Consider the following 26883-nt stretch of genomic DNA (forward strand, 5'->3'; position numbering starts at 1 on the left):
GTCAAGGGCGACCTAATCGGCGCAGGACGTGGGGAGCGAAACCACCATGAGACGCAATATCGCCGCACGGATCGGCGTATGGAGCGCCCACCACCGCAAGACGGCAGTCGTCGGCTGGCTCCTGTTCGTGGTGCTCGCCACCGTCCTCGGCGGTGCCGCGGGCACGGTGGAGATGACCGACTCCGAACAGGGCGCGGGGGACTCCGCCCGGGCCCAGGAGATCCTGGAGGACGCCCGGCTCGACGCACCCGCCGGGGAACTCGTCCTGGTGCGCAGCCACACCGCCGGCGGCTGGCGGGAGCCGGCGCGGGAGCTGGCCGCGGCGATCGAGAAGACCGGCGAGACGAGTGCGATCGAAGCGCCGCTGGCCTCCGCCGACGACAAGGAGGCCCTGCTCCGCTTCGAGATGGCGGGCGCATCCGACACCGCGGCCGACCGGGTCCAGCCCGTGCTGGACGCCGTACGGGACGCGAGCCGGGGGCGCGAGGGCGTCGAGGTCCACCAGTTCGGCGACGCCAGCGCGGAGAAGTGGCTGAACGACCTGCTCGCCGAAGACTTCAAGAAGGCCGAGTTCACCGCCGTACCGCTGGCCCTCGGCATCCTGCTGGTCGCCTTCGGCGCGGTGGTGGCCGCCCTGCTGCCCGTCGGCCTCGCGCTGACCGCGTGCGCCGCGGCCTTCGGACTGCTCTCCCTCGCCAGCCACCAGCTGCACGTGTTCCAGACCACGTACTCGGTGATGTTCCTGATGGGGCTCGCCGTCGGCGTCGACTACTGCCTCTTCTACCTGCGGCGCGAACGCGACGAGCGGGCCGCGGGCCGGGACGCCGAGACCGCGTTGCGGATCGCCGCCGCGACCAGCGGGCGCGCCGTCCTCGTCTCCGGCGTCACCGTGATGCTCGCCATGGCCGGCATGTTCCTGTCCGGGCTGATGCTCTTCAAGGGCTTCGCCGTCGCCACGATCCTGGTGGTGGCCATCGCGGTCCTCGGGTCCGTCACCGTGCTGCCGGCACTGCTCGCCTGGCTCGGCGACCGGGTCGACGCCGGCCGCATCCCCTTCCTCAACCGTCGCCGCGGCAAGCGCGGCGCCCGGTCGAGCGGGGCGCTCGCGGGCTCCCTCCTCGGCCCGGTGCTGCGCCGCCCCGGGCTCTTCGCCGTCCTGGGGACCGCGCTGATGCTGGGGCTGGCCGTGCCCGCGGCCGGGATGAAGACCGAGCAGCTCGGCATGGAGAAGCTGTTCGGCTCCGACGCACCGCTGTCCGTCGCGTACGAGCAGATCACCGACAGCTTCCCCGGCGGCCCCGACCCCGCGCGGATCGTCGTGAAGGCCGACGACATCGAGGCGGAGCCGGTGCGAAAGGCGCTCGCCCGCTTCGCGGAGGACGGCGAGCGGGGCGCCACCGTCACCGTCCACGGCGAGCAGGACGTCGCCGAGATCGAGGTGCCGCTGCCCGGCGACGGCAGCGACCAGCGCTCCCGGGACGCCCTGACCGAACTGCGCGAACGCACCGTCCCCGCCGCCTTCGCCGACACCGGCGCCGAAGCCCGCGTCACCGGCAAGCTCGCCGAGTCCGTCGACTTCAACGACCAGCTCAAGAGCGGCATCGTGCCGGTCTTCGCCTTCATCGTCGCCGTCACGTTCCTGCTGATGCTGTTCTGCTTCCGGTCCTACGTGATCGCCGTGACCTCGATCCTGCTGAACCTGCTGTCCGTGGCGGCGGCGTACGGCGTGATGGTCGCCGTCTTCCAACACGGCTGGGGCGCCTCGCTGCTCGGCATGGAGGCGGTGGGCGCCGTCGAGAGCTGGATCCCGCTGTTCGTGCTGGTGGTGCTGTTCGGGCTGTCGATGGACTACCACGTCTTCGTGGTCTCCCGGATCCGCGAGGCCCGCGACCGCGGCGCGGACAACCGCACCGCGATCGCCGAGGGCATCCGCCGCACCGCGGGCGCGGTGACCGGCGCCGCGGCCATCATGGTCGCCGTGTTCGCGGTCTTCGGCACGCTCTCCATGCAGTCCATGCAGCAGATGGGCGTCGGCCTGGCGGTCGCGGTCCTGCTGGACGCCACGGTCGTCCGCATGGTGCTGCTCCCGTCGGTCATGTCCCTGCTGGGCGACCGCAACTGGCACACGCCGAAGCTGCTGCGCCGACTCCCGCAACTGGAGCACGGCGAGGAGGACGACGCCCCCGCGTCACCGGGGCAGCGCACCCACGCCGCCAGCGGCGCGTGAGGGGGCGGGGGCCGTGCGGGAGCCGCAGCGGGGAAGACCCCCACGGCCCCTCACAGCCCCCGCCACGTCTTCTCCTGCTCCGCCGACAGGCCCGTGCCACCCTTCCCGCGGACCGTCCCGCCCACCGACTGCAACCACTGCCACGTGTCCGCCACCGTCTCCGCCAGCGGCCGACACTCCAGCCCCGCCGCCAGTGCCCTGGCGACGTCCAGCGAGTACAGCGCCCCCGCCTCGTCGGGCGCCTGCCGCGGCGGAACCCACAGCGGCAGGTCCGTCCACGGCGCGATCCCCGCCGCCAACACCCGCTCCGGGTCGACCCACCGCAGCCCGGCCCCCGAGCCCGTCGCCGTGACGCACTCCCCGAGCACCTCCCCGAAGGACGCCGCCCCCGGCGGACCGATCAGGTTGTACGGGCCGCTCAGCCCGGCCTGCGCCGCGGACAGCGTCCACTCGGCCAGGTCCCGCACGTCCACGTACTGCACGGGCGCGTCCGCGGGGCCGGGCGCGGTGACCCGTCCGCCGCGCGCGATCCGGGCCAGCCACCACGGCAGCCGCCCGATGTTCTCCCAGGGCCCCAACAACAGCCCCGCACGCACCAACAGCGACTGCTCGGCGCCGAACGCCTCCAACGTCGCCAGCTCACCGCCGCGCTTCGCCTCCGCGTACGGCACGTCCCCGGCGTCCGGCGCCCCGTCCACCAGCGGCGCCGACTCGTCCGAACCCGGCGCCGCCGGCCACGCGTAGACGGAACAGCTCGACACGTACGCGTACCGCCCGGCCCGCTCCGCGAGCAGCCGCGCGGCGTCCCGCACCACCACCGGCGCGTCCGCCCAGGTGTCGACGACGACGTCCCACCCGTCGGGCGCCGCGGCGAGCGCCGCCAGCCCGTCGGCCGCCGTGCGGTCGCCCACCAGCGCGGTGACCCCCTCCGGCGCCGGCCTGTTGCCCCGGTTGAAGACGGTGACGTCCCAGCCCCGTGCGAGCGCGGACCGCACGAGGGCCCGCCCCACGAACTCCGTACCACCCAAGATGAGAAGCTTCATCCCCCGACCTTGCCGCGCCACGCGGTCCCGAGGCTAGATCGTCTCCGCAACTCCCCGCGCGTGTCCTGCTGCGCGCAGCCGAAGCCGCGGCGCGTCGGTCTCCGCAGCCCACCACCTGGCCGCAGAGACCAAACGCTCCCGCAGGGATACGGCGGAGACGTCCAAGTGACGCTGGGACCGTGGCGCTGGGGGAGGGCGCCATCAGCGCACTGTCGGGCGTCGTGGACGCGGACATCGCAGCCCGTCGCACGGCGAGACCGTGGCGCCGGGGGAGGGCGCCACCAGCGCACCGCCGGGCGTCCTGGACGCGCACACCACAGCCCGCCGCACGGCGAGACCGCGGCGCCGGCACGGGGCCACCCGGACACGCCCCACCGCTTCCGCCCGTGGAACGGCAGTGGCAGCATGGGCGGATGTGACTCCCGCCCGGCCGCCGCTGCGCGCCCTCAGGGCCGCGCTCTTCGCGGCGGTGTGCACGGCCCTGTCCGCGGCGGGGCACGCGTACACCTCCGGGCACGACCTCCCGCCGTCCGCGCTGGCGCCCGCCTTCGTCGGCACCGCCGTCTTCGGCTGGCTCGCCGCCGCCCGCCGCCGCGGCCCGTACGCCATCGGCACGGGCCTGCTCGTCGGCCAGGGCGCGCTGCACCTGCTCTTCGCCCGCACCCAAGCCCACCACCCGCCCGCGCCCGCACCCGTACCGACGGACGTGGGGTCGCACGGCGCACCCGACGCGGCTCCCGCGCTGCTCGACCCGGCCGTCCTCACCGGCGGGTACGGGATGCTCGTCGCCCACCTCGTGGCCGCCGCGTTCTGCGCGCTGTGGCTCGCCCGCGGCGAAACGGCCTTCTTCCAACTGGCCCGCGCCGTCGGCGCCCTCGCCTTCGCGCCCCTGCGGCTGCTGCTCGCCCTCGCGTCCACCCCGGACGACCCCCGGCGCCGCGCCGCGCCCCGGCGCTCCACCGCGACCGCCCGGCCGCACGCCGCGCTCCTCGACCACTGCCTGGTGCGCCGCGGTCCGCCCGCCGCCCGCTCGGCCCGCCCCTCCGGCCCGCCGAGCACCCGCGCCACGGCCCCTGGAGCAGCCGTCTGACCCGGGGGTCGCTTCCCCCTGTCGTCATCGACTCCCAGGATCGCCATGTCCCTCGACACCCCTGCCCCCGGCAGCAGAGAAGACCGACCGTCCCCCGAGCCCCCGCTCACCACCGAGACCGAACAGCAGGCCGCGGCCGAGCAGGAAGCCGCGACCGGCTCCCGCTGGAGCGCCCTGCGCCCCCTCGTCCTGCGGCTGCACTTCTACGCCGGCCTGCTCATCGCCCCGCTGCTGCTCGTCGCCGCCGTCAGCGGACTGCTGTACGCCCTCTCCTTCCAGGCCGAGAAGATCGTCTACCGGCAGGAGCTGACGGTCCCCGACGGCGACCGCTCGCGCGCCGTCCTCCCGCTCGCCGACCAGGTCGCCGCCGCCCGCGAAGCCCGCCCCGACGCCACCGTCACCGCCGTGTGGCCGAGCAGCGAACCGGGCGCGACCACCCGGGTCCTGATGGCCGCCCCCGACGTCGAAGAGGGCAAGTCGCTCGCCGTCTTCGTCAACCCGCACACCGGGGAGATACGCGGCGAACTGCCCTCGTACGGCAGTTCCGGCGCCCTCCCGCTGCGCACCTGGCTCGACGAACTCCACCGCGACCTGCACCTCGGCGAACTCGGCCGCCACTACAGCGAACTGGCCGCCAGTTGGCTGTGGGTCGTCGCGCTCGGCGGCCTCGCCCTGTGGATCGGCCGCCGCCGCACCGCGCGGCGCGCCCTGTTCGTCCCCGACCGCAAGGCCAAGGGCCGCCGCCGGACCCTGTCCCTGCACGGGGCCGTCGGCCTGTGGACCGCCGTCGGACTCGTGCTGCTCTCCGCGACCGGACTGACCTGGTCCCGGTACGCGGGCGAGAACATCGGCGCCGTCCAGGACCAACTCGGCGGCGCCACCCCCGCCGTCTCCGCGAGCCTCGACGGCGCGTCGGGCGGCGGCGAACACGCCGGCCACGGCGGCGGCGCGGGCGGTGCGCACCGGGGCGCGGACGTCGGCATCGACCGTGCGCTGGCCGCCGCCCGCACCGCCGGGATCGACGGCCCCCTCGCCGTCACCCTGCCCACCGAGGCCAACGGCTACGTGATCAAGGAGACGGACACCACCTTCCCCGTCCGGCTCGACTCCGTCGCCGTGAACCCGACGGACGGCCGGGTCATGGACGAACTCCGCTTCGCCGACCACCCCCTGCTGGCGAAGTTGACCCGCTTCGGCATCGACGCGCACATGGGCGTCTTCCTCGGCCTCGCCAACCAACTGGCGCTGGCGGCCCTCGCCCTGGCGCTGGTCCTGGTGATCGTGTGGGGCTACCGCATGTGGTGGCAGCGCCGGCCCACCAAGGGCCGGGCGCTGGGCGGCCGGGCCGTGCCGCGCGGCACCTGGCGCCGCATCTCACCCGCGCTGCTGTTCGCGCTCGCCGCGCTCACGGTGCTGATCGGCTGGTTCGTACCGCTGCTCGGCATCAGCCTGGCGGCGTTCCTGGTCGTGGACCTCGCGCTGGGGGCGGCGGCCCGCAGCAAGCGCGCCTGACGAAAGCCCCGGTGCCCCGTTCGGGCCGGCCGGCCACCGCGGTCGGCCGGCCCGAACGGCCCGATCAGGGCGCGTACTTGTACCCCACCCGGCGCACCGTCTGGATGGCGTGCCGGTGCTCCGCCCCCAACTTGCGGCGCAGCCGGGCCACGTGGACGTCGACCGTGCGGCCGTCGCCGACGTGCCCGTACCCCCACACCGTCGTCACCAGGTGGTCCCGCGAGTGCACCCGGTGCGGATGCGTCACCAGGTGCGCCAGCAACTCGAACTCCAGATAGGTCAGATCCAGCGGCCGGCCGTCCACCAGCGCGATCCGCTCGGCGGAGTCGATCCGGACCGGGCCGCTCCCGCCCGCCGCACGGGCCACCGCGACCGGGGGCAGCGGCTGCGGCGAGTGCTGCTGGTCGGCCGGTACGAGCACCAGATAGCCCACCATCGGCGGCCGGCCCGCCACCGCCGGCAGGTTGTGCTGCGGCGCCGGCAGCCAAGTGGCCCCGGGCGGCAGGACGTCGGCGACGCTGCGGAACGTGCCCAGCGGTACGACCTCGTCGGGGGAGACGGCCCGCAGCCGGTGCCGCGCCGGCCGGCCGGGGGGCGGCAGCACACCGGGCCGGACCGGGGCCTGGGCGGTGCGGTTCGCGGCCGGGACCGCGGAGAAGGTGCGGGGATGAGCGGGGTTCGCCATGAGAGGTCAGCTCTCTTTCGCGCGGAGGAGTCGACGAGTCGATGGGACGGACGTACGTCGTGCGCGCTGGCCGAAGGCCGGAGACCGGTTTTAGTGGGCCCGCGCGTTCTGCGCGCGGCAACACACCCGGTCGAAGTCGTGGTGCTGCCGGGAAGGCCAGAACGGCTCCAGGTCACTGGGACCCGTCACGGTGTTCTGGAAGCCGGCCATGGGCTCATTGAATCAGATGAACGCCCCGCGAAGCAGGGCCACTCTCACGTACCGAGACGCCGATCTCGTCACACTCGCGCGGCATGGCTCATTCCGGGGACCGACGACCGGAGTCGGGTCCGCCGGATGCCGCGGCCGGCGGCAACGACGCGCAGGGCGCCCGCCGTTGAACGGCGGACGCCCCTCGCACATGTGGCCGAAACGGCCTCGTCGGCCGGTGTCGTCAGACCTGCCCGGCCTTCTCCAGCGCGGTGCAGCAGGTGTCCACCATCAGCCGGGTCACCACGTACGGGTCGACGTTCGCGTTCGGCCGGCGGTCCTCGATGTACCCCTTGCCGTCCTTCTCCACCTGCCACGGGATGCGCACCGACGCGCCCCGGTCCGACACCCCGTAGCTGTACTCGTTCCACGGCGCCGTCTCGTGCAGGCCGGTCAGCCGGTCGTCGATGCCCGCGCCGTAGTTCTTGACGTGGTCCAGCGGCTTGGATCCCTCGCCCAGCGCCTCGCAGGCGGTGATGATCGCGTCGTAGGTCGCGCGCATCGCCTTCGTCGAGAAGTTGGTGTGCGCACCCGCGCCGTTCCAGTCGCCCTTCACCGGCTTCGGGTCGAGCGTCGCCGACACCTTGAAGTCCTCCGCCGTGCGGTACAGCAGCCAGCGGGCGATCCACAGTTGGTCCGCGACCTCCACCGGGGAGAGCGGTCCGACCTGGAACTCCCACTGGCCCGGCATGACCTCGGCGTTGATCCCGGAGATGCCGAGCCCCGCCTCCAGACAGTTCTCCAGGTGGGCTTCCACCACGTCCCGGCCGTGGATCTCGTCCACGCCGACCCCGCAGTAGTACCCGCCCTGCGGCGCCGGGAAGCCGCCGATCGGGAAGCCGAGCGGGCGCTCGCCCTCGAAGAAGGTGTACTCCTGCTCGATCCCGAAGATCGGCTCCTGCCCGGCGAACCGCTCGGCGACCTCGACGAGCGGCGCCCGGGTGTTGGAGGGGTGCGGGTTCATGTCCGTGTCCAGGACCTCGCACAGGACGAGCAGGTCCGCGCCGCCGCGGATCGGGTCCGGGCAGGAGAAGACCGGCTTGAGTACGCAGTCGGACGCGCTGCCCGCGGCCTGGTTCGTGCTGGAGCCGTCGAAGCCCCAGACGGGCAGTTCCGCGCCGGTCGGCAGGATCTTCGTCTTGGAACGGAGCTTCGCGGTCGGCTCGGTGCCGTCGATCCAGATGTACTCAGCCTTGAAGGTCACGGGGTCTCATCCTTTGCGGGTGCTGCGGTATGTCCGGCAGCTTCGCAATGTGCGATTTCCCCGTCGTTGCCCGTTTGTGAACCCCGTGTTACGCGCCGCGCCACCCGGTGGCGCCCGTGGCGGCGGCCGGAACCGCCCGCTCTCCGGGCCCCGCGGGCGGAGCGCTGGGCACACTGGGGCCATGACACCGCAGTCGCAAGCAGCCACAGCAGTCGCAGCAGCCGCCGGGACGGACGCCGACGGCCCGGTGGGTCCGATGCGCGTCGGACTCGTCGGCGCCGGCCCCTGGGCGGAGCGCACCCACGCCCCCGCGCTCGACGGCCACGACGGGGCCGTCTTCGCCGGCGTCTGGGCCCGCCGCGGCGAGGCCGCGCAGGCGTTGGCGGACCGGTACGGAGTGCCGGCGCACACGGGCGACGACGGGCTCGACGCGCTCCTCGACGCGTGCGACGCCGTGGCCTTCGCCGTCCCGCCGGACGTCCAGGCGCCGCTGGTGGCCCGCGCGGCCCGGGCCGGTCGGCACGTGCTGCTGGACAAGCCCGTCGCGACGGACCCGGCCGCCGCGCGGGAGGCCGCGGACGCCGTGGCGCGCGCCGGGGTCGCCTCGCTCGTCTTCTGCACGATGCGGTACGCCGAAGGGCCGCGCGACTGGCTCGCCGAGCAGGCCGCGAAGGGCGGTTGGTTCACCGGCCGGACCCACTGGCTCGGCTCCCTCTACGCGGCCGACTCGGACAGTCCGTACGCCGCCTCCCCCTGGCGGCGCGCCAAGGGCGGGCTGTGGGACCTCGGTCCGCACGCGCTGGCCGCGCTGGTCCCGGTGCTCGGCGACGTCACCGAGGTGACGGCGGTGCGCGGCCCCGCGGACGCCGTCCACCTGGTGCTGCGGCACGCGGGCGGGGCGTCCAGCACCGTGACCCTCACCCTCAGCGCGCCCGCCCGGGCGCAGGGCGTCGGGCTGGAGTTCGCCGGCGACGAGGGGACCGTGAGCCTGGACGCGACGTGGGACGCGGTGCCTTCGTTCGTGGCCGCCGTCGACGCGTTGGCGCAGAGCGCGCGGACGGGACGCGCGCACGACTGCGACATACGGTTCGGGCTGCGGCTCACCGAGGTCCTGGCGGCGGCGGAGGCGCAGCTCGGCTGAGCCGGCAGCCGGGTCCCGCGTCAGCCGCGGCCGATGGCGTCGCGCACTGCTTCGTCGGTGCGCGCCACCACGGCCGAGCCGTCGTCGGCGGTGATGATCGGGCGCTGGATCAGCTTGGGGTGCTCGACCAGCGCCGCGATCCACCGCTGCCGGGACGCCTCGTCCCGCGCCCAGTCCTTGAGTCCGAGCTCCTTCGCCGCGGCCTCCTGGGTGCGGGTGACGTCCCACGGCTCCAGCCCGAGCCGGTCGAGCACGTCCGTGATCTCGGCCGCGGACGGCACGTCCTCCAGATAGCGCCGCACCGTGTACGAGGCGCCCTCGGCGTCGAGGAGGGTGAGGGCGCTGCGGCACTTGGAACAGGCGGGATTGATCCAGATCTCCATGCCGCAACCGTACCGCTGGAACAGCCCCGGAATGCCGTCTGGCCAGCGGCGATTGTCAGTGCCGGACCGTAGAATGAACACTAGTTCGGGATGGTCCCGCCACCGCAACGGGAGGTTGTCGATGGCCGTATCCAGACTCATGAGGAAGCCCGTTCAAGCAGGGCGCACCGCCCACCACACCCCATCCGCAACCCTGGCGAAGAAGCCCCTCCCGGCCGGCCGGCCGCGCGAGTGGTACGTGACGCACAACCGTCGGCTGAAGGCGATGCGGCTGGCGATAGCCCTGTTGGATTCGGGGGTGTACCACCCGGCGACGGCGGACAACGCGCGGATCCGCTCGACGGCGGACGAGCTCGGCATCCACCCGCCGTCGGACACCACCTGCCGCATGGTCAGGGCACTGATCCGCTACGGCCGCTGATGCGGACGCCCGCGGGGTCCCGGTGGTCGGGCCCCCGCGGGTCGCGGTGTCCGTGCGCGGTCGTCGGGCGTCAGTGCGCGATGCCGTCGATGAGTTCGCGCGCGCCCTGGCGCAGCAGGGCGACCGCCACCGAGGTGCCCAGCGTCGCCGGGTCGAGCGGGCCGGCCCACTCGTGCGCGTTCAGCACCCGCTTGCCGTCCGGCGTGAACACCTTCGCCCGCAGCGACAGTTCCCCGCCGCGCTCGGCCGTGGCGTACCCGGCGATGGGCGAGTTGCAGTGCCCCTGGAGCACGTGGAGGAACATCCGCTCCGCCGTCGCCTCCCGGTAGGCGTTCGGGTCGCCCAGCCCGCTCACGACGTCGATGGTCTCCGCGTCGTCCTGCCGGCACTGGAGCGCCAGGATGCCGGCCCCGATCGGCGGGCACATCGCCTCCACCGACAGGACCTCGCTGATCACGTCCGGGCGCCCGATGCGCTCCAGGCCCGAGACGGCGAGCAGCAGCGCGTCCGCGTCCCCGGCCGCCAGCTTCTCCAGCCGACGGTTGGCGTTGCCCCGCATCGGGACGCACTCCAACTCCGGGTGCGAAGCGGCGAGCTGGGCGATCCGCCGTACGGACGAGGTCCCGATCCGGGTGCCCGGCGGGAGCTGGTCCAGGGTCAGTCCGTCGGGGTGCACCAGCGCGTCCCGGATGTCGTCCCGCGCCAGGAAGGCGGCGAAGGTCGTGCCGGCCGGCAGTGGGCGGTCCGCGGGCACGTCCTTCACGCAGTGCACCGCCAGATCGGCCTCCCCGGCCAGCAGCGCCGCGTCCACCTCCTTGGTGAAGGCGCCCTTGCCGCCCAGCTTGGCGAGGTCGCCCATCCACCGGTCGCCGGAGGTCGTGACCGGCACGACCTCCGTACGGATCTCCGGTCGCAGCGCGGCGAGTTCGGTACGGACGCGCTCCACCTGGGCGAGGGCCATCGGGGACGAGCGGGTGACGATGCGGATCAGCTCGGGAACGGACATGGCGAACACCCTAGGGGGTCGAACGCCGCGGACCGTGCGCTTCGGCCACCACGTGGCCCACGGCACAGCCGGATGGCCGCCGCGTCCGCCCTCCTCCGTCGGCCCTCCTTCCGTCCCTCCCTCAGCGTCCCTTGTGCGCGCCGCCGTTCACGTGCAGCACCTGCCCGGTGACGTGCCGGGCGGCGGGGGAGGCGAGGAAGGCGACGGCCCCGGCGATGTCAGCGGGCGTCCCCGCCCGTCCCGTGTCGGTCGCCGCCACCAGCGCGTCGCGCCGCGCGTCGGCCAGCTTGTCCCGGAAGAACTCGGTCTCGACGGTGTACCCGGGCGCCACCACGTTGGCCGTGACGCCCCGCGCCCCCAACTCCCCGGCCAGGCTCACGTTCCACGCCACCAGCCCCGCCTTGGCCGCTCCGTACGAACCGGCGCCCTGGTCGGCGGCGATCGACCCGATGTTCACCACCGAGCCGCCCGCGGCGAGCCGCTGCTCCACCGCCTTGGTGGTGAGCGCCGCGCTCACCAGGTTGGCGTCCAGGTTGGCGCGGAAGTCCCGGGCGTACGCGGCGAGGTCCGACGCCCCTTCGGCGTCGAAGTCGGTGTTCCCGCCGGCGTTGTTCACCAGGACGTCGATCCGGTCCGGCAGCTTCGCCACCAACTCCGCCACCGCTGCCGGGTCGGTGTGGTCGCACTCCAGGGCCATCACGTGGGCCGCCTTGCCCGGCCGGTCCGCGATGTCCAGCACCACCTCGGCCAACACCCCGGCACGGCGGCCGGTGATGACGACGGTGCCGCCCTCCTCGGTCTCGGCGAAGTGCCGCGCGAGGGCGCGGCCGATGCCCGTACCGCCACCGGTGATCAGGATCGTGCGTGACATATGCTGGTCTCCTCGTTCGTTCAGATCTAAATTCAGGTCTAAACATAACCCGACTGAGAGGCGCCGTGGCAAGCGAAAACCTCCCGACGCAGGCATCGGCCCAGGACATCGCGGACGCCTGGGCCCGAGAACTCCCCGACGTCCCGGTCTCCTCGATCGGGGTCGTCACCCCGCTGTGGCAGTTGGCCAAGCTCTTCGGCGACGACCGCCGCCGGGTCCTCACGGGCGCCGGGGTGGACCCCGCCACCCTCGACCTCCTCAGCGTCCTGCGCCGCGCCGGCGCCCCGTACACCCTGACCACCCGCGAACTCAGCCGCCGCGCCCTGGTCACCGCGGGCGCCATCTCCCAACGCGTCGCCCGCGCGGAATCCGACGGCCTCGTCACCCGCACCCGCCCCCAGGGCCGCCCCCGCACGGTGGACGTGACCCTCACCCCTGCGGGCCACGCCCTGGTCGAGTCCACGGTGGGCCGCGTCCTCACCCGCGAATCGCACTTGCTGGCCGCCCTCCCACCCGACCAGCGGACCCAACTGGCGGACCTCCTGACGGCGCTGCTCCACGGGGTCCAGCAGGCGGTGGGGGACACGCGTGTGACGCAGGTGGGCGACGAGTCGTGAGGAACGGCCCTCCAGCAGCTCTTCGGCCGCACACGACCGCGATCCGGCCGAAGCGAAGCGATCCGAGGACGCCCGCAGTGCTCGCCCCCGACCATGTCGACAAGGCACTGAAACGACGGGAGGGCACATGGGTAAGCAGGTCAAATGCGGATCGACGAAGACGGCGAGCGGGCAACCCTGTCAGAACCCGGCGATGATCGGATACTCCCGCTGTCAGCTCCACCGGGGAGTGTGGACGCCGCCCCAGAAGAGGAGGAAGAAGAAGCGCTGACCGAAGCGCTGAGCAGGGAGCGTTGTCGTGGGGCGGCACTACCGTGCCGCCATGTCGCGTGAACCTTCCACGCCCGTGGACTCCTCGCCCGCTCCGGAGTCCCGGCCGGCCCCGGGCGGCGAGTGGCTTGTTGGCCCGCCAGTAGTGCCGTACCAGGTCGGGGAACTCCTGGCGCAGGCGGCGGGAGGAGACGTCCTTGGGGGAGTTGACCTGCTTGGTCACGGCGATTTTGGGCGGGAAGTTCACCAGCAGATGGACGTGGTTGTTTTCACCGTTGAACTCCACCAGCTCGCAGTCGAAGTCCGTACACCCCGACCGCATGAGCGCTATGGACGCACTCTGGTGAAGATCGGCCGCTTCGAGCCGACCTCCCAGACCCGCTCCACCTGCGGCCTGGACGCCGAGGGCTGCCGCCCGGTCGCGGCCTGGGAGGACGGCCACGGCCAGGTCGACATATCCATCCTCCAACTCAGCCCACTGCTCTCCGGCCCGCCCGCCCTCGTCCGCGTGAACGCCTGGCCGCACGACGGAGGGCCGCCGCCTCCCGAAGGAGACGACGGCCCACAGACGGCCCAGGAGAGCGAAAACAGCCTCTGACCTGCGGCGATCTTAGATGTCGAAGTACAGCTCGAACTCGTGCGGGTGCGGGCGGAGCTGGATCGGGGCGATCTCGTTGGTGCGCTTGTAGTCGATCCAGGTCTCGATCAGGTCCGAGGTGAAGACGCCGCCCGCCTGGAGGTACTCGTTGTCCGCCTCCAGGGCGTCGAGGACCGCGGGGAGGGAGGTCGGGACCTGGGGGACGCTCGCGTGCTCCTCGGGCGCCAGCTCGTAGAGGTCCTTGTCGATCGGCTCGGCCGGCTCGATCTTGTTCTTGACGCCGTCGATGCCCGCGAGGAGGAGTGCCGCGAAGGCCAGGTACGGGTTGGAGGACGGGTCGGGGGCGCGGAACTCGACGCGCTTGGCCTTCGGGTTGGAGCCGGTGATCGGGATGCGCATCGCGGCGGAACGGTTGCGCTGCGAGTACACCAGGTTCACCGGGGCCTCGAAGCCGGGGACCAGGCGGTGGTAGGAGTTCACCGTCGGGTTGGTGAAGGCCAGCAGCGACGGGGCGTGCTTGAGGATGCCGCCGATGTAGTAGCGGGCGGTGTCCGAGAGGCCGGCGTAGCCCTGCTCGTCGTAGAAGAGGGGGACGCCGCCCTGCCACAGGGACTGGTGGACGTGCATGCCCGAGCCGTTGTCGCCGAAGATCGGCTTCGGCATGAAGGTCGCGGTCTTGCCGTTGCGCCAGGCGACGTTCTTCACGATGTACTTGAAGAGCATCAGGTCGTCGGCGGCGGCGAGCAGGGTGTTGAACTTGTAGTTGATCTCCGCCTGGCCGGCCGTGCCCACCTCGTGGTGCTGGCGCTCGACCTGGAGGCCGGCCTTGTCCAGCTCCAGGGAGATCTCGGCACGCAGGTCGGCGAAGTGGTCCACCGGCGGGGCGGGGAAGTAGCCGCCCTTGTAGCGGACCTTGTAGCCGCGGTTGTCCTCGACCGCGCCGGTGTTCCAGGCGCCGGCCTCGGAGTCGATGTGGTAGAAGCCCTCGTTCGCGGAGGTGTTGAAGCGCACCGAGTCGAAGACGTAGAACTCGGCCTCGGGGCCGAAGTACGCGGTGTCCGCGATGCCGGTGGAGGCGAGGTACGTCTCCGCCTTCTTGGCGATGTTGCGCGGGTCGCGGCTGTACTGCTCGCCCGTGATCGGGTCGTGGATGAAGAAGTTGATGTTGACCGTCTTGTCCCGGCGGAACGGGTCGACCCGGGCCGTCGACAGGTCGGCGCGCAGCGCCATGTCGGACTCGTGGATCGCCTGGAAGCCGCGGATCGACGAGCCGTCGAAGGCCAGCTCCTCGGCCGGGTCGAACGCATGCGCCGGGATGGTGAAGTGCTGCATCACGCCCGGGAGGTCGCAGAAGCGGACGTCGATGAACTTGACGTCCTCGTCTGCGATGAACTTCTTCGCGTCGTCGGCGTTCTGGAACATCCAACTCCTCCTACTCCCGACCCGGGATGGGCGGGGTGGTAGCTCGTCCGTGCGGCCAGTGCGGTGGCACACGCAGGTCCCGACCATAGGCAGGACCCATTTCTCCAGCATGACCCGATTGTTTCGCTCGCGTTAACCGAGCCGGTGGCCGGGTTGCGTACGTCACCATCGACACCCGGCCCGAAGGGGACGAACGGGGGCCCAGTACCGTGGACGGGTGGATGTGGACAAGAGGCAAGCAGTCGGATCGTGGCTCTCCGGGCCCCGCGCGGCGGCCGAGGACATGGGCGTCGACTTCGGTCACCGGGGCAAGCGGCTCGGCCTGCCGGAAGAGGGGCCGGGCGCCATCGCGCCCACGGGGCGGCGCCTCGGCGCCATCTTCGTCGACTGGGGGCTCTGCTTCCTGATCGCGAACGCGTTCTTCGGCGGCGGTGCCCCGCAGACCACGGCGAACATCGCGGTCGGCGTCCTCTTCGTGGTGAGCGTCCTCGCCGTCGGTACCGTCGGGTTCACCCCCGGCAAGCGGCTCTTCAAGCTCCGGGTCGTCTCCGTCGACGGCGGACGGCTCGGCTTCGGCCGGGTCCTGCTGCGCACCGCGCTGCTCTGTCTGGCGCTGCCGGCCCTGATCTGGGACCGCGACGGGCGCGGACTGCACGACCGGTTCGCCAAGGCCGTACAGGTGCGGCTGTGAGCGCGTAGGCGTCGACGGTACGCAAAGGGGGAGGGGCGGTCCGGATCGAATCCGGACCGCCCCTCCCCACGTCGCGCGCAGAAGGCTGCGGAAGGCTTTCCCGGCCGTCCCGAGAGGGACCGGCAGGTCAGCGCATCTTCGGGCCGCCGCGCGGCATGCGCATGTTCTTGGGCAGCGGGCCCTTGGGCATCGGCATGTTGCTCATCAGGTCCCCGAGCGCCCGCAGTCGGTCGTTCGTGGCCGTCACCTGCGGGCCCGAGAGCACCCGCGGCAGCTTCAGCATGGTCGTGCGGACCTTCTTCAGCGGGACCTGGCCCTCGTCGTTGCCGACGACGATGTCGTGCACCGGCACGTCCATCGCGATCCGCGCCATCTTCTTCTTCTCGGCCGCGAGCAGCGTCTTCAGCCGGTTCGGGTTCCCCTCGGCCACCAGCACGATGCCCGCCCGGCCCACGGCGCGGTGCACCACGTCCTGGTTGCGGTTCATCGCGACGGCCGGGGTCGTCGTCCAGCCGCGCCCCACGTTCTGCAGCACCGCGGCGGCCGCGCCCGGCTGGCCTTCCATCTGGCCGAAGGCCGCCCGCTCGGCACGGCGTCCGAAGACGATCGCCGCGGCGAGGAGGGCGAACAGGAAGCCCAGGATGCCCAGGTAGACCGGGAAGCCGATGAGGTAGCCGAAGCCGAGGAAGACACCGAAGGTGACGATTCCCACGGCGGCGATGATGAGACCGACCTTCGGGTCAGCCTTGCGCGTCATCTTGTACGTCAGGGCGATCTGTTTCAGTCGCCCGGGGTTCGCAGCAGCGTCAGTGCTGTCTGTTTTTGCCTTCCTCGCCATAAACCGAAGTTTACGTGGCCCGGGGCGCGCGGTCCGCCACGGCCTCCAGTACGTGCAGCGCCTCCACCCGGTCCTTGGCCCGGCGGCGGTCCTCCAGCACCGCCGACCAGGCGTTGCGGCGCGCGGTGCGCTGTCCGCCGCCCAGCAGCAGCGACTCCACGGCGCGTAGGGCACCGGTCACGGACGGGAGGGCGGTGGCGCGCTCCGGAAGTGCGTGCATGGGGGTGGCCCCCTTCGGGGAGGGAAGGCGGCCGTGGCCGCTGCGGGCCCCGGCGGGCCCGCAAAAGTAGGGTTACCCGTCGGTGTTACCAGTGCGTGACCGGGCGGTCAAACGGTGATGAAACCCTGACGAGGGGGCCCGGAACGCCGACGCGACCCGTACGCCGCCCCGACCTGCGGGGAGCGTCCGGGCCGCGCCGTGCACTTCATTACCGGGTGGTAGTCGCTTGTGCGCGAATTCACACGGTGGCCGTCCGCGCCGCTGCGGGCCGGGGGCTCACACCACCGGCAACTGGACGCGGTCGCCGGTCACGCGCCGCTCCATCGCCTGCTGGTACAGCCGGCCGGCGCGGTACGAGGAGCGCACCAGCGGGCCGGACATCACGCCGGAGAAGCCGATCTGCTCGGCCTCCTCCTTCAGCTCCACGAACTCCTGCGGCTTCACCCAGCGCTCGACGGGGTGGTGGCGCACCGTGGGCCGCAGGTACTGCGTGATCGTGATCAGTTCGCAGCCCGCGTCGTGCATCTGCCGCAGCGCGTCGGTGATCTCGGCGCGGTCCTCGCCGAGCCCCAGGATCAGGTTCGACTTGGTCACCAGACCGACCTCGCGGGCGCGGGTGATCACTTCGAGCGAGCGCTCGTAGCGGAAGCCGGGGCGGATCCGCTTGAAGACCCGCGGCACGGTCTCCACGTTGTGCGCGAAGACCTCGGGGCGGGAGCTGAAGACCTCCGCCAGCGCCTCCGGCGCCGCGTTGAAGTCGGGGGCCAGCAACTCGACCTTGGTGCGGCCGTCGGCGCGGTCCGCCGTCTGGGCGTGGATCTGGCGCACCGTCTCCGCGTACAGCCAGGCACCGCCGTCCGGCAGGTCGTCCCGGGCGACGCCGGTGATCGTGGCGTAGTTCAGGTCCATGGTGACCACGGACTCGCCGACCCGACGGGGCTCGTCGCGGTCCAGGGCCTCGGGCTTGCCGGTGTCGATCAGACAGAAGTCGCAACGCCGGGTGCACTGGTCGCCGCCGATGAGGAACGTCGCCTCGCGGTCCTCCCAGCACTCGAAGATGTTGGGACAGCCGGCCTCCTGGCACACCGTGTGCAGCCCCTCGCTCTGGACGAGCTTCTGCATCTTGGTGTACTCGGGGCCCATTTTCGCCCGGGTCTTGATCCACTCGGGCTTGCGCTCGATGGGGGTCTGGGCGTTGCGGACCTCCAGGCGCAGCATCTTGCGTCCGTCGGGTGCGACAGCGGACACGTGGTGCCCCTTTCTGCGTTGCGCTGCACGGCGTTGCGTTGCACTGCGTTGCGTTTCACTGCGCTGCGACGCGCACGGCTTTGCGGCATTCGAATCAGCGGCGCACACCAGGGTACGCCCGTCGTTTGTACGGCCCTGCGTCATCCCAACCTGGTCACACACAGGCACATTCCCCCGAACGGCCCGTGATCGCGGCACCGGGGCGGACGAGGTGCGGCCCACGGCGTGCTCACACCGCGGGCTCGATCTCCCTCGGTCGCGGCTCCGCGCCCTCCAACACCTCCCGCAGGTGCTTCTCCACCACGGGGAGCACGTCCGCGATGGTGAGGTCCGTCCCCGACTCGTCCGCGAGCGAGGCGACGCCCGCGTCCCGGATGCCGCACGGCACGATCCGGTCGAACCAGGTGGTGTCCGGGTTCACGTTCAGCGAGAAGCCGTGCATCGAGACGCCCTTGGCGATGCGGATGCCGATGGCGGCCAGCTTGCGGTCCTCGCGCCGCTGGCCCGCGTTGGACGGGGCGTACTCGGGGCCGTTCAGCCGCGGGTCGAACTCGTCGTCCGTGAGCCGCGGGTCGAACTCCAGCGAAAGTCCACCCAGCGACGGCCGCTGCTCCACCGGGTCGCCCAGCACCCACACCCCGCTGCGGCCCTCGATCCGGCTGGTCACCACGCCGAACTCGGCGCAGGCGCGGATCAGCGCCTCCTCCAGTCGGCGCACGTGCGCCACCACGTCCACCGGGCGCGGCAGCTTCAGGATCGGATAGCCCACGAGCTGGCCCGGGCCGTGCCAGGTGATCTTGCCGCCGCGGTCCACGTCGACGACGGGGGTGCCGTCCAGGGGGCGCTCGCTGTCCTCGGTGCGCCGCCCGGCGGTGTACACCGGTGGGTGTTCCAACAGCAGACAGGTGTCCGGCACCTCGTCCGCGAACCGGGCGGCGTGCACCTCGCGCTGCTGCTGCCACGCCTCCACGTACTCGACCGCCTCGTCGCCGAAGCCCAGCCGGACGAACCGCAGCTCACCCACGGCACTGCCTCCCTCGAACCGTCTTACTCGCGCTGCCGCGCCTGCTGCACCTCCGCCACTGTACGGCGGTCGGCCGAACCGGGCGGGCGGCGGCCCTTCCCGTCAGCGCCGACCCCAATCCTCACACGATCGGATGAAGCTGCCTCGAACGCCGTCGGAGGGCTGGAAGGGGCCGCTAAATTCGCGCCGTTCCATGAGGGCTGCGACCGGCCCGGAAGGCAGGAGACCGCACAGCTGATGACGGAACGACCCCCGCAGCGCACGCCCAACCGCCAGCTCGCCTCGCTCATCGCGGAGGCCGGATTCTCCAATGCGGGACTCGCCCGCAGAGTGGACCAGCTCGGGCAGGAGCACGGGCTGGACCTGCGGTACGACAAGACGTCCGTGACGCGCTGGCTGCGCGGCCAGCAGCCGCGCGGCACGACCCCCGCGCTCATCGCCGAGGTGTTCACCAGACGCCTGGGCCGACGACTGTCGGCCCAGGACCTCGGCCTCGACGCCTGCGCCCCCGTGTACGCGGGGCTGGAGTTCGCCGCCACGCCCGAGGAGGCCGTCGACATCGTCGGCGGCCTGTGGCGCAAGGACTCCGGCAGCCACGCCGAACTGCGCAAGATCGCCTTCACCCCAGCCGGGCTCGTGGTGCCCAGCAGGGACTGGCTGATCGGCCGTGCCGACGAACGCGTCAGCCGTGGTGAGGGAGCCCAGACCAGCCGCGCCGAGGCGCCGGCGACCGGTCTGCGGGTGCCCCACCAGGGCGGCCCGCCCGTCGGCGTGCCCCGACAGCGCGGCCTCGACCGCAGTACGGACCGCGGCCCCGGGCAGCGGGTCTCCAGCGGCGACATCGCCGCACTGCGCTCGGTCGGGGAGCTGTTCCGCTCCATCGACGACGCGTACGGCGGCGGCCACGCCCGCCAGGCCCTCGTGCGCTACCTGGAGCACGAGGCCGAGCCGATGCTCCGCGGCACGTACGGGGAGGTCACCGGCCGCCGGCTGTTCGGCGCCGTCGCCGATCTGACCCGGCTCGCCGGCTGGACCTCGTACGACATCGCCGCGCACGGGCTCGCCCAGCGCTACTTCGTCCAGGCGCTGCGGCTGGCGCAGGCGGCGGGGGACCGGGCGTACGGCAGCTACGTCCTGGTCACCATGAGCCGACAGGCGGTCTACCTCGGACACGGGCGGGAGGCCGTGCAGCTCACCCGGGTCGCACAGCAGGGCCTCGGGCCGACCGCGCCGCCCGTCGTGCAGTCGCTGCTGCACGCCGTGGAGGCCCGCGGGCACGGCGTCCTCGGCGAGGCCCGCGCCTGCACCGCCTCCCTCATGCGGGCCGAGCGCGCGCTGGAGTCGGCGCGCCCGGGCGACGAGGTGCCGCACTGGGCGCGCTTCTTCGACGAGGCGCAGCTCGCGGACGAGTTCGGGCACTGCTACCGCGACCTCCAGCAGTACCGGGCCGCGGTGCAGCACGCCGAACGCTCCCTCCAACTGCGCCCGCACTCCCTCGCCCGCAGCCGGCTCTTCTGCCGGGTGGTGCTCGCCACCGCCCGGCTCGGCCTCGGCGAACTCGACCAGGCGTGCGCGCTCGGCGCGGAGGCCGCCCTCCAGGCGTCCGAGATGCGCTCGGCCCGGGCGCAGGAGTACGTGCGCGACTTCGAGCGCCGCTTGGAGCCCTACCGGGACGCGGCGGCCGTCCGCACCTACCGCGAGCGGATCGCGGCGATGGGCTGAGCCCTCGGGGCTGCGCCCTACGCCGCGGAGCTCAGCCCCGGGCCGGCCGGGGCCGCGGCGCCGGCGAAGTCGCGGAGCACTTCGTCGGCCACCCTGCGGGCGGAGTGCAGCGCGCCCTGCACGGCGCTGGTGTCCCGGTGGTCACCGCACACGTACAGGCCCGCCAGCACCCGCACCGGGCGGCGCAGGGCGTGGCCGGCGGGCATCGCGGGGACCGCCTCGGGGGTGTGGTGGACCGCGAGCAGCTCCCAGTCGTCGGTGGGGACTCCGTAGAGCCGGGACAGCTGCGCCCTGACCGTGCGGTCGAGGTCCGACGGGGGAGCGCCGAGGACCGTCGAGGTGATGAGGGCGCGGTCGTCGGGGGCGCGCGCGGGGTCGACCTCGCTCATCACCGCGGTGTGCGAGACCGGGCCGGTACGGTCCGCGTCGAGGACCAGCGAAGGGCCCGTCGGGGGCGCCGCCGGCGCCGCGTGGTGCACCACGGTCACCGGGTGGAACGGCGGTATTCGCAGTCCCGGCAGCAGCTCCGCGGCCTCCCGCGCGCCGGTCGCCAGCACCAGCGCGCGACAGCTCAGCTCGCCGTACTCCACGGTGCTGACCCGGTTGATCGACGCGTCCTTGACCCGTACGCCCGTCAGGACCGCGCCGGCCGGCAGCCCGTCGGCGAGCAGCCGGGGCAGGGCCGCGGCGCCACCCTGCGGCACGCACGTCCGGCCGCGGGCGAAGCCGTGCAGGGCGAGGTCGGCGCAGCGGCTGGACGTCGTCAGTCCGGGGTCGGCCAGCAGGGCGGCGAGCAGCGGGCGCAGGAAGCCGCCGACCGTGCGGGACGGCAGGCCGCGGGCGGCGAGCGCCGCGGCCGCCGTGCGTTCGGGGCGGGCCGCGACGCGGTCCGGCGGGGTGCCCGCGAGCCGGGTCAGGAAGGCGCCGAGTCTCGCCTCGTCGAGCGGGCGGGGGGCGCTCGCCAGGGCGCGCGCCACGGTGAACGCCCGGCCGCGGTCGTCCCGGCCGGCCACCGCGCCGCCGCGGCGCAGCGTGACCTCGCCCGTACGGTGCAGCCGTCCGTCGCGGTGCACGAGCGCGCCCGGCGCGAAGGGGCGCAGGGGCAGCCCGGCCAGACCCGGAGTGCGGTGCAGTTCCGGGTACGAGGTGTTGAGCAACTGGCCGACGCGGTCCAGCAGGAAGCCGTCGACCTCGTCGGTGGCCATCCGGCCGCCCGGCTCGGGCCCGGCCTCCAGCACGGAGACGCTGACGCCCGCCTCCGTGAGCAGCCGGGCCGCCGCGAGTCCGGCGACGCCGGCCCCGACGATGATGACGTCCGCGTGGTCCGCGTCGTGAGCGGTGCTGATGAGCACGTGCCCCTCCCCGAGGTCGGCAACGCTGGTGGGGGCGCCGGGCCACGGACTGCCGGGCTCCCACAGGGTCATGCCCCCAACGGGCGCGGTGAATACCGAAGTCCGCGCGGCGCGTGCGCGGGCGTGGCCGATCTGCGCTGGGACGTACGGCCCGGCGCCCCGCTCGGGCGACGCCCGCCCGGAGGGCCCGCGGACCCCGTCCGCACGGGCCCGCGCCCTACGATGAGGCCACCAGCGGGCCCGACGTGCTCGCCGTTTCCCTGAGGGGTGCGTTGGTCTGCGTGGCTCGCGGCCCGCGGTCCCTTCGCGCAGTTCCGCCCCCATGGTCTTCGGCCAAGTGCCGTTGCCTCGGCTGGCGCGGAGGGCGCCGTTCCGGGGGTGCGGTGATGGCGTCTGCGGGCCGTCTGTGGCTTCTCGCGTAGTTCCCCGCGCCCCTCATTGCCCACGCCCTTCGGGCGTAGGGGGCGCTGGGGCAACCTGCCGTAGACAAGTCGCAGTTAGGCACCGGGGGCGGCAAAACGGGGGCGCGGGGAACTGCGCGACAAGCCACCCACCGAGGTGCAGGGACGAACACACCGTAGGGAAACGGCGCGTACGTCAGGGGCGCGGGGAACTGCGCGAGTGACCCGCCACCGGGGGGCAGGGACCAGCACCCCGCAGGGAAAGCGCGGGCGCGGCTACGCGGAGTCGGCCAGCGCCGCCGCGATCGCCGCGTCGATGCCCGGGAAGGCGAAGGAGAAGCCCGACTCCAGGAGCTTCGTCGGGACCGCGCGCTGGCTCGCGAGGACGTCGGAGGCCATGTCGCCGAGGGCGATCCGCAGGGCGAACGCGGGGACGGCGAAGACCGCGGGGCGCCGCACCGCCCGCGCCATCGCCGCGGTGATCTCCCGGTTCGGCAGCGGGTCGGGCGCCGTGAGGTTCACCGGCCCGGTCAGGGAAGGGGTGTCGATGATGTGCCGCAGCGCCGCGACTTCGTCGTGCAGCGCGATGTAGCTCCAGTACTGCCGGCCGTCGCCCAGCCGCCCCCCGAGCCCCGCCTTGAAGAGGGGGAACATCCGGCCCCACGCCCCGCCGTGCCGGGACACCACCAGGCCGGTGCGGGCGTGCACCGTACGGATGCCGGCCTCCTCCGCCGCCGCGGCGGCCTCCTCCCACTCCACGCAGACTTTCGGCAGAAAACCGTCGCCCGGTGGGGCGCTCTCGTCCACCGCGCGGTCGCCGGTGTCGCCGTAGAAGCCCACCGCGCTGCCGCACAGCAGCACCTGCGGCGGGGTGTCCAGGCCGGCCACGGCCTCCGCGAGCGCGGCGGTGCCCAGCACCCGGCTGTCGCGGATCTCCTTGCGGTACGCCGCCGTCCAGCGGTGGTCGCCGACGCCGGCGCCCGCGAGGTTCACCACCGCCTCGCAGCCGACGAGCCCGGCCGCGCCGGTGTCTACGTACTGCCGCTTCGGGTCCCACTGCACCTCGTCCCCGGCACGGGCGGGGCGCCGCACCAAGCGCACCACCTCGTGCCCGTCGGAGCGCAGGGAGCGCACGAGCGCCGTGCCGATGAGTCCGGTGGAGCCGGAGATCGCGATCCGCATAAAAACCATCCTGCCCGGACGGTCCGCCGTGGCACAGTTACCCGCATGCCCGAGTCTCCTGCATCCGCCACCCATCACGTCCGGCCCGCCCGTTCGGCCGACGACGACGCGCTCGCCGCGCTGGACGGGGACACCTGGTCCCCCCTGCACTCCGTGCAACCGCAGCCGACGCCGCCGTACGGGCCCTTCTTCCACGAGCGCAACCCGCCCGCGGACATCCTGGTGGCGCAGGACGGCGAGCCCGGCGGCGCGGGCGGGGAGGTGCTCGGCTACATCAAGCTGGTGCCGCCGACGCCGCTGCCCTGCAACGACCACGTGCGCCAGATCCAGGGCCTCGCGGTGGCCCACGCGGCCCGCGGCCGGGGCGTCGGGCGGGCGCTGCTGCGCGCCGCCTGCGACGAGGCGCGCCGGCAGGGCGCGGTGCGGATCACGCTGCGGGTGCTCGGCCACAACGCGCCCGCCCGCGCCCTGTACGAGGCGGAAGGTTTCGTCGTGGAAGGCGTGCTGCCGGGGGAGTTCCTGTTGGCGGGCGAGTACGTGGACGACGTCTGCATGGGCCGCCCGCTGGACTGAGCCACCGCCTCACTCGGGGCCGAAGCGCTCCCACAGCCGGGGGAAGCGCTGCGCCAGCGCCGCGTCGTCGTCGAAGTCGAACGGGGTGCCCACCGGCTCCGCGGACTGCGGCGCGATCCCCAGCTCCGGCGCCACGGCCCCGGTGAGCTGCTCGTACGCCTCGTCCGCCGCGTACCCCAGCGCCTCCCCGTCACCGTCGACCGCTTCGTCGAAGTCGTCCAGCAGCTCCGCGAGCGCGTCCGCGTCGTGCAGCGCGCCCTCGAAGACCTCCCGACCCTGGCCGATGAGCCAGCAGCGGAAGAAGTCGAAGGCGTCGTCGCTGGCGCCGCCGAGGAGCAGCGCCGCGGCACCCCACAGGTCCCAGGTGTACGCGCGGTTGTACCGGGCCTCGAAGTGGCGGGCGAAGTCCAGCACGGAGTCCGGGTCGAGCTGGAGCAGCCGCTCGACGAGCAGGTCGGCGTGGTCCTCCGGGTCGCCTTCGGCGGCCTCGCGGGTGCTGTCGACGATCTCCCAGAACTCCGTCTCGTCCATCACGCGTCCAGCATCGTGGCTGACGCGACCGGGCGCACGCGGAGCCCGCGAAAACGGTGGCGAAAGCCGGACAGCAGATGTCGGGAATGCATGCGACGGTCGGGGCCATGACGACGAACGACAACCGAGGAACGAAGCCCACCCGACCGCTGGCGGGGAAGGTCGCGCTGGTCGCGGGCGCCACCCGGGGCGCCGGACGGGCCGTCGCGGTCCAGCTCGGAGCCGCGGGCGCGGTGGTGTACGCCACCGGGCGCACCACCCGCGAGCGGGTCAGCGAACTGGGCCGGGCGACCGAGACCATCGAGGAGACCGCCGAACTGGTCACCGCCGCCGGCGGCGAGGGCGTCGCGGTCCCCACCGACCACCTGGTGCCCGAGCAGGTGCGCGCACTGGTGGACCGGATCGAGCGGGACCACGGCCGGCTCGACGTCCTCGTCAACGACGTCTGGGGCGGCAACCCGCTGCTCGACTTCGACACCCGGATGTGGGACGTCGACCTGGCGCGCGGGCTGCGGATGATCGACCTGGGGGTGCGCACCCACATCGTCACCAGCAGCATCGCGCTACCCCTGCTGGTGCGGCGGCCGGGCGGGCTGCTGATCGAGGTCACCGACGGCACCGCGGAGACCAACCGCGAACCGCGCGAGAACTTCTACTACGACCTCGCCAAGAACGCACCGATCCGGATGGCGTACACCCTCGGCGAGGAACTGCGGCCCCTCGGCTGCACGGCCGTCGCGGTCAGCCCCGGCTTCCTGCGCTCCGAGGAGATGCTGGACGGCTTCGGGCTCACCGAGGAGACCTGGCGGGACGGCATCGGGGAGCAGCAGCCGCACTGGGCGCTGTCCGAGTCGCCGGTGTACGTCGCACGGGGCGTCGCCGCGCTCGCCGCCGACCCCGACCGGGCCCGCTGGAACGGCCGCTCGCTCGACAGCGGGCAACTGGCCCGGGAGTACGGCGTCACGGACGCGGACGGCAGCCGGCCCGACGTGTGGGGCTTCATGCTCGCGGAGAAGGCGGGCGGCGAGCCGCGGCTCGCCGACTACCGCTGACCCGCTGACCCGATGGCCGCGGGCCGCGCTTCCTTGCGCCTGGGGACGTCCTCGCCGTTTCGCCGGGGGCGGGTTGGTCTCCACCGGCCGGTGGTGGGTTGTTCGCGCAGTTCCCCGCGCCCCTAAATGCCTCCCCCAGCCCGCAGGTGGCCGACGGGCTGAGCGAACCAGGGGCGCGGGGAACTGCGCGAAAACCCCACCACCGGGCCGCAGAGAGCAACGCACCCGCAGGGAAACGGCGGCCGCTTTCCAGGCCCGCAGGGGCATGCGCAGGGCCTAGACGTAGCGCGCGGCCATGCGTTCGGCCGCCGCGGCGAAGGTCGCCCGCAGCTCGGCCGGCGCCAGCACCTCGACGTCCGGGCCCAACGTCATGAGCTGGGCGTATGCCACCTCGTGGGATTCGACGGGCAGGGTCACGGTGAGTTCGCCCGCGGCGTCCGGGCCGTCCGCGGCGGCCAGGGCGTCCCGGGCCGCGGCCTGGTCGGTGACGTGCGGCAGCCGGCGCGCGCCCTCCGCCGTGACGCGGACGACGACCTGGGTGCGCAGGATGGACCGGGCGAACTGGGCGGCGCGCTCGGCCCAGAAGGCGGGCAGGTCGAAGTCCGGGTCGCGCTCGAAGTAGGCGTCCGCGGCGTCGCCGGCGTCCCGCAGGCCGTTGTCCGTACCGTCGCCGCCCGGACCCTCGACGTCGACCGGATCGACCGCCGAGAACCGGTCGATCCGGTACACCCGGTACGTGCCGTCGACCCGGGCGCACAAGTACCAGACGCCCGCCTTCAGCACCAGCCCGTACGGCTCCAACAGCCGCTCCACGCGCTCGCCGCGCCGGTTGCCGTACTCGGCCCGCACCCGGCGGTCGTCCCACACCGCCTCCGCGATCCGCGTCAGCATCGGCGGCGTCCGCGGCTCGTGGTACCAGCCGGGGGCGTCCAGGTGGAAGCGCTGGGCCGCGCTCGCCGACGCGTCCGCGAGCGAGGGCAGCAGCGCCGCGGAGACCTTCAGCCGGGCCGCGGACGCCGCGTCCGCCAACCCCATCTCGCGCAGCGCGCCGGGCAGCCCGGACAGGAAGAGCGCCTCCGCCTCGCTGCGGCCGAGGCCGGTCAGCCGGGTGCGGTAGCCGCCGATGAGCCGGTAGCCGCCCGCCCGGCCCCGGTCCGCGTACACCGGGACGCCCGCCGCCGACAGGGCCACCGCGTCCCGGGTGACCGTACGCTCTGAGACCTCCAACTCACGGGCCAACTCGGCCCCCGTCATCGACGGCCTGGACTGGAGCAGCAGCACCATCTTGATCAGCCGGGCAGCGCGCATCC

General features: G+C 73.3%; 26 protein-coding genes and 1 pseudogene. 11 read left to right on the forward strand and 16 right to left on the reverse strand.

Annotation, left to right across the window (positions count from 1 at the left end; genetic code table 11):
- Positions 1-46 precede the first annotated feature (46 nt).
- Positions 47-2227, forward strand: coding sequence for an MMPL family transporter (locus ACH4E8_RS12200; RefSeq protein WP_398446987.1), 2181 nt, complete (start codon positions 47-49; stop codon positions 2225-2227).
- 50 nt (positions 2228-2277) lie between these two features.
- Here the strand turns inward: ACH4E8_RS12200 and ACH4E8_RS12205 are convergent, their stop codons facing one another.
- Entirely contained in the window at positions 2278-3270 is a 993-nt protein-coding gene (locus ACH4E8_RS12205) for an NAD-dependent epimerase/dehydratase family protein (protein WP_398446989.1), read from the reverse strand.
- A gap of 397 nt (positions 3271-3667) precedes the next feature.
- Between ACH4E8_RS12205 and ACH4E8_RS12210 the strand changes: the two genes are divergently transcribed.
- Together ACH4E8_RS12210 and ACH4E8_RS12215 are read left to right on the forward strand one after the other, a co-directional pair.
- Positions 3668-4360: a hypothetical protein gene (locus ACH4E8_RS12210; RefSeq protein WP_398446991.1), complete on the forward strand. Its 693-nt coding sequence runs from the start codon at positions 3668-3670 to the stop codon at positions 4358-4360.
- Between the two features lie 45 nt (positions 4361-4405).
- The gene (locus tag ACH4E8_RS12215; protein ID WP_398446993.1) at positions 4406-5872 is read left to right on the forward strand and encodes a PepSY-associated TM helix domain-containing protein; all 1467 of its coding nucleotides are present in this window, start codon (positions 4406-4408) and stop codon (positions 5870-5872) included.
- 64 nt (positions 5873-5936) lie between these two features.
- Here the strand turns inward: ACH4E8_RS12215 and ACH4E8_RS12220 are convergent, their stop codons facing one another.
- Entirely contained in the window at positions 5937-6557 is a 621-nt protein-coding gene (locus ACH4E8_RS12220; RefSeq protein WP_398446995.1) for a winged helix-turn-helix domain-containing protein, read from the reverse strand.
- Positions 6558-6990: 433 nt separating this feature from the next.
- The gene (glnII, locus tag ACH4E8_RS12225) at positions 6991-8010 is read right to left on the reverse strand and encodes a glutamine synthetase (RefSeq protein WP_398446997.1); all 1020 of its coding nucleotides are present in this window, start codon (positions 8008-8010) and stop codon (positions 6991-6993) included.
- A 256-nt stretch (positions 8011-8266) separates the two neighbouring features.
- On the opposite strand from glnII, the gene ACH4E8_RS12230 reads away from it, so the two are divergent.
- On the forward strand, positions 8267-9151 hold the full coding sequence (locus tag ACH4E8_RS12230; RefSeq protein WP_398447309.1) for a Gfo/Idh/MocA family protein: 885 nt from the start codon (positions 8267-8269) through the stop codon (positions 9149-9151).
- 20 nt (positions 9152-9171) lie between these two features.
- On the opposite strand, the gene ACH4E8_RS12235 is transcribed toward ACH4E8_RS12230, so the two are convergent.
- Positions 9172-9534, reverse strand: a complete 363-nt coding sequence (locus ACH4E8_RS12235) for an arsenate reductase family protein (protein WP_398446999.1) — start codon at positions 9532-9534, stop codon at positions 9172-9174.
- A 139-nt stretch (positions 9535-9673) separates the two neighbouring features.
- Here ACH4E8_RS12235 and ACH4E8_RS12240 point away from each other — a divergent pair, with 139 nt between their 5' ends.
- On the forward strand, positions 9674-9955 hold the full coding sequence (locus ACH4E8_RS12240; protein ID WP_398447311.1) for a hypothetical protein: 282 nt from the start codon (positions 9674-9676) through the stop codon (positions 9953-9955).
- A gap of 70 nt (positions 9956-10025) precedes the next feature.
- Here the strand turns inward: ACH4E8_RS12240 and hemC are convergent, their stop codons facing one another.
- Together hemC and ACH4E8_RS12250 are read right to left on the reverse strand one after the other, a co-directional pair.
- A complete protein-coding gene (gene hemC / locus ACH4E8_RS12245) occupies positions 10026-10961 on the reverse strand; it encodes a hydroxymethylbilane synthase (RefSeq protein WP_398447001.1) in 936 nt (311 codons plus the stop codon).
- A 121-nt stretch (positions 10962-11082) separates the two neighbouring features.
- Entirely contained in the window at positions 11083-11832 is a 750-nt protein-coding gene (locus ACH4E8_RS12250; RefSeq protein ID WP_398447003.1) for an SDR family NAD(P)-dependent oxidoreductase, read from the reverse strand.
- A 65-nt stretch (positions 11833-11897) separates the two neighbouring features.
- Here ACH4E8_RS12250 and ACH4E8_RS12255 point away from each other — a divergent pair, with 65 nt between their 5' ends.
- Positions 11898-12449 carry a MarR family winged helix-turn-helix transcriptional regulator gene (locus ACH4E8_RS12255; RefSeq protein ID WP_398447005.1) on the forward strand — a complete coding sequence of 184 codons (552 nt, stop codon included), beginning with the start codon at positions 11898-11900 and terminating at the stop codon, positions 12447-12449.
- 409 nt (positions 12450-12858) lie between these two features.
- Here the strand turns inward: ACH4E8_RS12255 and tnpA are convergent.
- Positions 12859-13044 (reverse strand): annotated as a pseudogene (gene tnpA, locus ACH4E8_RS12260) (IS200/IS605 family transposase); the annotation flags it as partial.
- Between the two features lie 18 nt (positions 13045-13062).
- On the opposite strand from tnpA, the gene ACH4E8_RS12265 reads away from it, so the two are divergent.
- Positions 13063-13317 (forward strand): hypothetical protein, encoded by a 255-nt coding sequence (locus ACH4E8_RS12265; protein ID WP_398447327.1) that lies wholly within the window; start codon positions 13063-13065, stop codon positions 13315-13317.
- 12 nt (positions 13318-13329) lie between these two features.
- Here ACH4E8_RS12265 and glnA read toward each other — a convergent pair whose 3' ends face one another.
- A complete protein-coding gene (gene glnA / locus ACH4E8_RS12270) occupies positions 13330-14739 on the reverse strand; it encodes a type I glutamate--ammonia ligase (protein ID WP_361543157.1) in 1410 nt (469 codons plus the stop codon).
- Between the two features lie 223 nt (positions 14740-14962).
- On the opposite strand from glnA, the gene ACH4E8_RS12275 reads away from it, so the two are divergent.
- On the forward strand, positions 14963-15430 hold the full coding sequence (locus ACH4E8_RS12275) for an RDD family protein (RefSeq protein ID WP_398447313.1): 468 nt from the start codon (positions 14963-14965) through the stop codon (positions 15428-15430).
- 127 nt (positions 15431-15557) lie between these two features.
- Here the strand turns inward: ACH4E8_RS12275 and ACH4E8_RS12280 are convergent, their stop codons facing one another.
- From ACH4E8_RS12280 to lipB, 4 genes are all read right to left on the reverse strand, one after another.
- The gene (locus ACH4E8_RS12280) at positions 15558-16268 is read right to left on the reverse strand and encodes a DUF4191 domain-containing protein (RefSeq protein WP_398447007.1); all 711 of its coding nucleotides are present in this window, start codon (positions 16266-16268) and stop codon (positions 15558-15560) included.
- A 10-nt stretch (positions 16269-16278) separates the two neighbouring features.
- Positions 16279-16488, reverse strand: coding sequence for a hypothetical protein (locus ACH4E8_RS12285; protein ID WP_398447009.1), 210 nt, complete (start codon positions 16486-16488; stop codon positions 16279-16281).
- Between the two features lie 276 nt (positions 16489-16764).
- A complete protein-coding gene (gene lipA, locus ACH4E8_RS12290) occupies positions 16765-17736 on the reverse strand; it encodes a lipoyl synthase (RefSeq protein ID WP_398447011.1) in 972 nt (323 codons plus the stop codon).
- 229 nt (positions 17737-17965) lie between these two features.
- The gene (lipB, locus tag ACH4E8_RS12295; protein ID WP_398447013.1) at positions 17966-18760 is read right to left on the reverse strand and encodes a lipoyl(octanoyl) transferase LipB; all 795 of its coding nucleotides are present in this window, start codon (positions 18758-18760) and stop codon (positions 17966-17968) included.
- A 237-nt stretch (positions 18761-18997) separates the two neighbouring features.
- Here lipB and ACH4E8_RS12300 point away from each other — a divergent pair, with 237 nt between their 5' ends.
- Positions 18998-20482, forward strand: a complete 1485-nt coding sequence (locus ACH4E8_RS12300) for a regulator (protein WP_398447015.1) — start codon at positions 18998-19000, stop codon at positions 20480-20482.
- 17 nt (positions 20483-20499) lie between these two features.
- On the opposite strand, the gene ACH4E8_RS12305 is transcribed toward ACH4E8_RS12300, so the two are convergent.
- Complete coding sequence (locus tag ACH4E8_RS12305) at positions 20500-21906, reverse strand: NAD(P)/FAD-dependent oxidoreductase (RefSeq protein WP_398447017.1); 1407 nt, start codon at positions 21904-21906, stop codon at positions 20500-20502.
- A 605-nt stretch (positions 21907-22511) separates the two neighbouring features.
- Positions 22512-23426: a TIGR01777 family oxidoreductase gene (locus ACH4E8_RS12310; RefSeq protein WP_398447019.1), complete on the reverse strand. Its 915-nt coding sequence runs from the start codon at positions 23424-23426 to the stop codon at positions 22512-22514.
- A 36-nt stretch (positions 23427-23462) separates the two neighbouring features.
- On the opposite strand from ACH4E8_RS12310, the gene ACH4E8_RS12315 reads away from it, so the two are divergent.
- Complete coding sequence (locus ACH4E8_RS12315; protein ID WP_398447021.1) at positions 23463-23990, forward strand: GNAT family N-acetyltransferase; 528 nt, start codon at positions 23463-23465, stop codon at positions 23988-23990.
- A gap of 9 nt (positions 23991-23999) precedes the next feature.
- Here the strand turns inward: ACH4E8_RS12315 and ACH4E8_RS12320 are convergent, their stop codons facing one another.
- Positions 24000-24521 carry a DUF4240 domain-containing protein gene (locus tag ACH4E8_RS12320; RefSeq protein WP_398447315.1) on the reverse strand — a complete coding sequence of 174 codons (522 nt, stop codon included), beginning with the start codon at positions 24519-24521 and terminating at the stop codon, positions 24000-24002.
- A 107-nt stretch (positions 24522-24628) separates the two neighbouring features.
- Here ACH4E8_RS12320 and ACH4E8_RS12325 point away from each other — a divergent pair, with 107 nt between their 5' ends.
- Positions 24629-25573, forward strand: a complete 945-nt coding sequence (locus ACH4E8_RS12325) for an SDR family oxidoreductase (protein WP_398447023.1) — start codon at positions 24629-24631, stop codon at positions 25571-25573.
- Between the two features lie 276 nt (positions 25574-25849).
- Here ACH4E8_RS12325 and ACH4E8_RS12330 read toward each other — a convergent pair whose 3' ends face one another.
- Positions 25850-26881: a helix-turn-helix transcriptional regulator gene (locus ACH4E8_RS12330; protein WP_398447025.1), complete on the reverse strand. Its 1032-nt coding sequence runs from the start codon at positions 26879-26881 to the stop codon at positions 25850-25852.
- Positions 26882-26883: the final 2 nt, after the last annotated feature.

Source organism: Streptomyces sp. NPDC017979, assembly GCF_044328175.1.
GTDB lineage: Bacteria > Actinomycetota > Actinomycetes > Streptomycetales > Streptomycetaceae > Streptomyces.

Bases quoted from the DNA above. Each gene is read 5' to 3' on its own strand.
- ACH4E8_RS12250 (WP_398447003.1), bottom strand. From the start codon at position 11,832: ATGTCACGCACGATCCTGATCACCGGTGGCGGTACGGGCATCGGCCGC.
- ACH4E8_RS12325 (WP_398447023.1), top strand. From the start codon at position 24,629: ATGACGACGAACGACAACCGAGGAACGAAGCCCACCCGACCGCTGGCG.
- ACH4E8_RS12305 (WP_398447017.1), bottom strand. From the start codon at position 21,906: ATGACCCTGTGGGAGCCCGGCAGTCCGTGGCCCGGCGCCCCCACCAGC.
- ACH4E8_RS12235 (WP_398446999.1), bottom strand. From the start codon at position 9,534: ATGGAGATCTGGATCAATCCCGCCTGTTCCAAGTGCCGCAGCGCCCTC.
- ACH4E8_RS12200 (WP_398446987.1), top strand. From the start codon at position 47: ATGAGACGCAATATCGCCGCACGGATCGGCGTATGGAGCGCCCACCAC.
- ACH4E8_RS12285 (WP_398447009.1), bottom strand. From the start codon at position 16,488: ATGCACGCACTTCCGGAGCGCGCCACCGCCCTCCCGTCCGTGACCGGT.
- ACH4E8_RS12300 (WP_398447015.1), top strand. From the start codon at position 18,998: ATGACGGAACGACCCCCGCAGCGCACGCCCAACCGCCAGCTCGCCTCG.
- ACH4E8_RS12240 (WP_398447311.1), top strand. From the start codon at position 9,674: ATGAGGAAGCCCGTTCAAGCAGGGCGCACCGCCCACCACACCCCATCC.
- ACH4E8_RS12320 (WP_398447315.1), bottom strand. From the start codon at position 24,521: ATGGACGAGACGGAGTTCTGGGAGATCGTCGACAGCACCCGCGAGGCC.
- ACH4E8_RS12215 (WP_398446993.1), top strand. From the start codon at position 4,406: ATGTCCCTCGACACCCCTGCCCCCGGCAGCAGAGAAGACCGACCGTCC.
- ACH4E8_RS12310 (WP_398447019.1), bottom strand. From the start codon at position 23,426: ATGGTTTTTATGCGGATCGCGATCTCCGGCTCCACCGGACTCATCGGC.
- ACH4E8_RS12280 (WP_398447007.1), bottom strand. From the start codon at position 16,268: ATGGCGAGGAAGGCAAAAACAGACAGCACTGACGCTGCTGCGAACCCC.
- hemC (WP_398447001.1), bottom strand. From the start codon at position 10,961: ATGTCCGTTCCCGAGCTGATCCGCATCGTCACCCGCTCGTCCCCGATG.
- glnA (WP_361543157.1), bottom strand. From the start codon at position 14,739: ATGTTCCAGAACGCCGACGACGCGAAGAAGTTCATCGCAGACGAGGAC.
- ACH4E8_RS12315 (WP_398447021.1), top strand. From the start codon at position 23,463: ATGCCCGAGTCTCCTGCATCCGCCACCCATCACGTCCGGCCCGCCCGT.
- ACH4E8_RS12205 (WP_398446989.1), bottom strand. From the start codon at position 3,270: ATGAAGCTTCTCATCTTGGGTGGTACGGAGTTCGTGGGGCGGGCCCTC.
- ACH4E8_RS12230 (WP_398447309.1), top strand. From the start codon at position 8,267: ATGCGCGTCGGACTCGTCGGCGCCGGCCCCTGGGCGGAGCGCACCCAC.
- ACH4E8_RS12220 (WP_398446995.1), bottom strand. From the start codon at position 6,557: ATGGCGAACCCCGCTCATCCCCGCACCTTCTCCGCGGTCCCGGCCGCG.
- ACH4E8_RS12330 (WP_398447025.1), bottom strand. From the start codon at position 26,881: ATGCGCGCTGCCCGGCTGATCAAGATGGTGCTGCTGCTCCAGTCCAGG.